Source organism: Stenotrophomonas sp. PS02298 (genome assembly GCF_029959445.1).
In the GTDB taxonomy this organism is placed as follows: Bacteria; Pseudomonadota; Gammaproteobacteria; order Xanthomonadales; family Xanthomonadaceae; genus Stenotrophomonas.
Map to the genome: position 1 here is coordinate 1 of NZ_JASCOR010000262.1, position 3708 is coordinate 3708.

Annotated in this window: 7 protein-coding genes; 1 reads left to right on the plus strand and 6 read right to left on the minus strand. The window is 61.9% G+C overall.

Annotated elements, in window-relative coordinates:
* Nucleotides 1–75 precede the first annotated feature (75 nt).
* From QMX78_RS20665 to QMX78_RS20690, 6 genes are all read right to left on the minus strand, one after another.
* Nucleotides 76–513: a hypothetical protein gene (locus tag QMX78_RS20665; protein WP_282273175.1), complete on the minus strand. Its 438-nt coding sequence runs from the start codon at nt 511–513 to the stop codon at nt 76–78.
* An 88-nt stretch (nt 514–601) separates the two neighbouring features.
* Entirely contained in the window at nt 602–1027 is a 426-nt protein-coding gene (locus QMX78_RS20670; RefSeq protein WP_282273177.1) for a hypothetical protein, read from the minus strand.
* A 75-nt stretch (nt 1028–1102) separates the two neighbouring features.
* Nucleotides 1103–1447 carry a hypothetical protein gene (locus QMX78_RS20675; protein WP_282273179.1) on the minus strand — a complete coding sequence of 115 codons (345 nt, stop codon included), beginning with the start codon at nt 1445–1447 and terminating at the stop codon, nt 1103–1105.
* A gap of 175 nt (nt 1448–1622) precedes the next feature.
* Nucleotides 1623–1829, minus strand: coding sequence for a hypothetical protein (locus QMX78_RS20680; protein ID WP_282273181.1), 207 nt, complete (start codon nt 1827–1829; stop codon nt 1623–1625).
* A 1-nt stretch (nt 1830) separates the two neighbouring features.
* Complete coding sequence (locus QMX78_RS20685; protein WP_282273183.1) at nt 1831–2280, minus strand: 3-dehydroquinate dehydratase; 450 nt, start codon at nt 2278–2280, stop codon at nt 1831–1833.
* 3 nt (nt 2281–2283) lie between these two features.
* Nucleotides 2284–2694, minus strand: a complete 411-nt coding sequence (locus QMX78_RS20690) for a hypothetical protein (protein ID WP_282273188.1) — start codon at nt 2692–2694, stop codon at nt 2284–2286.
* A 194-nt stretch (nt 2695–2888) separates the two neighbouring features.
* Between QMX78_RS20690 and lepB the strand changes: the two genes are divergently transcribed.
* Complete coding sequence (gene lepB / locus QMX78_RS20695) at nt 2889–3509, plus strand: signal peptidase I (RefSeq protein ID WP_282273190.1); 621 nt, start codon at nt 2889–2891, stop codon at nt 3507–3509.
* Nucleotides 3510–3708: the final 199 nt, after the last annotated feature.

The following is a 3708-nucleotide window of genomic DNA, read 5'->3' on the forward strand; positions in this document are numbered from 1 at the left end:
GAGCCATGCTCGGCAGAAGCTTTACCGGCAAGGCATCTGCCGGGCATGGCTCGGCACTACAGAACTGCGCATGCCTCACTCATCGCCTAGGGATGTTTCCTCACGCGGATCGGCCAGCAGGAAAGCATCATCGCCCGCAGCGGAAGTCACCCGCGCAGTGCCGCCATTGCGTAGCTCCCAATGCCAGGTCTCGTACGCGGTGGTGAGGGTGCCGCGCACATAGCAGGGCCCATGCAGGAAGAAGTCGTGTTGCTGGCGCGGGGTGATCAGCACGGCTTGGCGGAAGAACGCACGCACCTGCCGGGGATCCGGTTTGAATCCATGACACAGCAGCGCGTCGCGCTCGTTGTCCACGCCACTCTCGGTGACCGTGATGTTGGAGAGCGTGCCGAGTGGACCGGGCTGCGTGGCACATGCGCCCAGCAGCAATATGCCTGCCAACAACAGGCCGCGGCAGATGCGCTGCCCGGTGTTCGTCGTCGGTAGCAAAGTGAGGCTGATTCCATTCGTCACGGTGGTGTGTTCCTTTGTTGGACAGTGCTCGCGTACAGCGTGAAGTCATGCCTGCCGTTGCCCGGTTGTCGAGCGATTGGCAGGTGTTTCAGGGCTCGTTCCCATCCTGCAGTTGGTAGTGTCCCGGTGCCCCAAGCACCACATTGAACAGGCGCGGCTCATGCGAATAGGCATGGACCAGATGCAGCTGCAACGAGGCATCGCGCAGAACCACGGTGCCGCTGCGGTTGGGGCACGACCAGAAGCCGTCCGATGCTTCCGCCAACGGCAGTTTTGCAACGGTAGCGAAGGGCTTTGCAAGCGCAGCTGTGCTCAGCCATTCAATCCAGACACGGCAGGAAACGTGCTCGAAGCCAACATTCTCCAGACGCACCCGATAAATCCCTTGCTGTTGCCCTGACTGCCAATGGCCGGCGGTGACGATGGCCAATGTGGCTGCTTCATCCTGGGTATCCGCTGCCGCAGCCGGTGCAACGGCAAGCAGCAAGCACAGCAGCATGGAATGACTATTCATGTCAGGGATCGTCCTTGGGAATCGAATGCGTGCTTCAGGTTGGCGTGTACACGCCCGCGAGCCGATGATAGCGAATCACGGACTGGAATCCGGTTGCCAGCGGGTGGTGGCATGGACGAAGCCATGGCAGCGGTAGTTCGGCCCTTCGCAGGAGATCTGCGCGGTGACCCGTGTTGCGTCCTTGGCGAAGGTATAGCAGGCCACGGAAACTTCTCCGTTCACGCTCAAGATGGGCGCTGCAGATGGGCCGTAACGAAGCGAGAGCGCCTTCTCCAGTTGCTCACGGCAGGGATCAAAGTCCAGCTCCGAGCTGAAAACCAGCTGTTCCAGGATGTGGTTTGGCGCTTCCGAACATGCCTGCACCAGTTCCGTCTCGATATCGAATTCCCGGCCCAGCGCGAAACCGTTGAGTAGAGGCATGTGGAGTCGAAGACCTGCAGTTCAAAGAGGGCAGGCCGAGTGTATTGGGCGATGCTCCACCGCGAAAGCGGCCCAGCCGGCCGCATGTAGTGCCGAGCCATGCTCGGCAAAGCGCCATCCAGGCAATTGCAGGAGCGGCGTAAGCCGCGAAGCCGGTAGAAATGAGCGCCACTCGCTACAAACTACTGATCATCTTCAAGCGCACCTGCGCCGCAGCCACATCATGTCGCTTTGCCGCTATCGCGCACACATGGTCCAGCAATGCCTGCGGCTGCAGCAGCATCGGATCGCCTTCATCCAGCCGCAGTGCAAGATGCCCCCACCAGAACGCATGACCATCCAGATAGACCTCGTAGCAGACGATGTAGCGATGCGTGTCCATCTCAGGTGCCCACGTGCACGCGATCGCCGACGTCGCTGCAGCACAGGTGTTCCAGCGCCAGCTCCATGGCCAGCACGTAGCTTTGTGCACAGTAGCCCTGGGCGATGCCAAGACGATGGCCAAGATGCTCCGGCAGGCAGGACTGCGGGGCATCGCTGGCGTCCTCGTGAACCTCCACGTAGGCGTTTCGCAGGCGCGGCAGCAGCCGCTGCAAGCGCTGGCTGTGCACGCAGGCCGCTGGTGCAAGCAGGATCACGTCGTCCGGGTTGTGGTCGGCAGCGCATAGCGCGTCCAACAGCTCCTGCTCGGAGTGGCAGCTGCGGTGCGCCACGCTGATGCCGACATCGAGTGCGCGATGCACCAATGCATTCATGACCTGGCGTGGCAGCGGCACGCTAGCCTGAAGCAGTGCATCACAGGCATCGGGCCCACGCACGATGAAGATCGCCATGGCTCAGCCACCTTGTCCGTTGCCGAGCAGGCGTGTGGCAATCGCCAGCGACAAACGTCGCGCCTCGTCGGTACCGGTGCTGCAGATCACCACCGCAGTTGCAGCGTGGTGCGGATGCAGATGGGCCTCCAGCGTATCTGCATCGTTGCTGGCGATTTCGATGTACGGTGCCGGCAGGGCGTCCAGAGCGTTGCATACGCTGCGGCCGTGCAGCGTCCATTGCGCCGCGTCGGCTGCGCTGTTCTCGATCAGCACCCAGCTCGGCGCTTGCTGCCGTGCGTGCTGCAGGCATTGGGCCAAAGCGGGCAATGAGCCGCAGTACAGGCATTGCAGCGGCTGCCCTGCGAGCTGTGCGGGCAGGAAGGATGCATCCGGCATTGGCTTCTGGGTATGCCGGATCAGTAAAACGCTCATGTAGCACCATGTTCAAGCGCCGTGCGGCGCGGTGGTGCCACGATGCGCTGCAGCCACGTCAAATCGCGATGGTGGCTGGACGCGGCGGCGTAAAGTCTGCGTAGCAAAGTGTGCGGCCCGGGCGCCGGAACCACGGGGAACTTCGGCCGTCTTGGGCGGTCAATTCGGCTTGACCCCGGAGTTGGTGATCAGCCATGAATGAGACTGCGTCCCTTGCATCGCCCCATCCCGTGCTGGCCTGGCTGCGACGCGAAGCTTTCCCTTTGGCGGTGATGTTGCTGCTGCTGTTCGCCGCCCGCGATAGTCTGGCCAACCACTACCAGGTGCCCAGCGGCTCGATGCAGCCCACCCTGCAACCCGGTGATCGGGTGGTGGTGGATATGCGCGCTTACGGCCTGCGCATTCCTTTCACGGATGTACAGCTGTTGGCGGGGCAGGCCCCGCAGCGTGGCGATGTGGCGGTGTTTGATTCGCCGGCCGATGGCACGCGCCTGATCAAGCGCGTGGTCGCCGTGGCCGGTGATCGCGTGCAGTTGCATGATGGTTATCTGTCCATCAACGAACAGCCGCTGCGTCAGGACGTGGCGCGGGAGTTGTTCGGCAGCAAGCAAGTGCAGCTGGACCTGCGTGATGGCGGTGGCCCGGACATCAATGGCATCACCATTCCGGCTGGCAAGTTGTTGGTGGTGGGTGACCATCGTGGTAACAGTTTTGATGGCCGCTTCTTCGGTTTGGTGGATGCCGATACGGTGTATGGCAAGGCAGTGGCGGTCTATTGGCGACGCGGTGATGGGCCGGAGTGGCGGCGTTTGTAAGTGGCGATGGCGATGAAGAAACCGGCACGGAGACGTGCCGGTTTTTTTTTGCCTTTGTTTTTGGCTTTTCTTGTAGGAGCGGCGTAAGCCGCGAAGCAGATAGCGCCGGCAGTCTGCATGCATGCAATGGCAGTCAGAGGGGGGGGGTATTGGCGCTGGCTTGGCGGGGTTCGCCGCGCCTACAAATTTCAAAAAATTT

Coding starts and splice junctions, on each gene's coding strand:
- QMX78_RS20670 (WP_282273177.1), bottom strand. CDS start 1,027: ATGAATAGTCATTCCATGCTGCTGTGCTTGCTGCTTGCCGTTGCACCG.
- QMX78_RS20675 (WP_282273179.1), bottom strand. CDS start 1,447: ATGCCTCTACTCAACGGTTTCGCGCTGGGCCGGGAATTCGATATCGAG.
- QMX78_RS20680 (WP_282273181.1), bottom strand. CDS start 1,829: ATGGACACGCATCGCTACATCGTCTGCTACGAGGTCTATCTGGATGGT.
- QMX78_RS20685 (WP_282273183.1), bottom strand. CDS start 2,280: ATGGCGATCTTCATCGTGCGTGGGCCCGATGCCTGTGATGCACTGCTT.
- QMX78_RS20690 (WP_282273188.1), bottom strand. CDS start 2,694: ATGAGCGTTTTACTGATCCGGCATACCCAGAAGCCAATGCCGGATGCA.
- lepB (WP_282273190.1), top strand. CDS start 2,889: ATGAATGAGACTGCGTCCCTTGCATCGCCCCATCCCGTGCTGGCCTGG.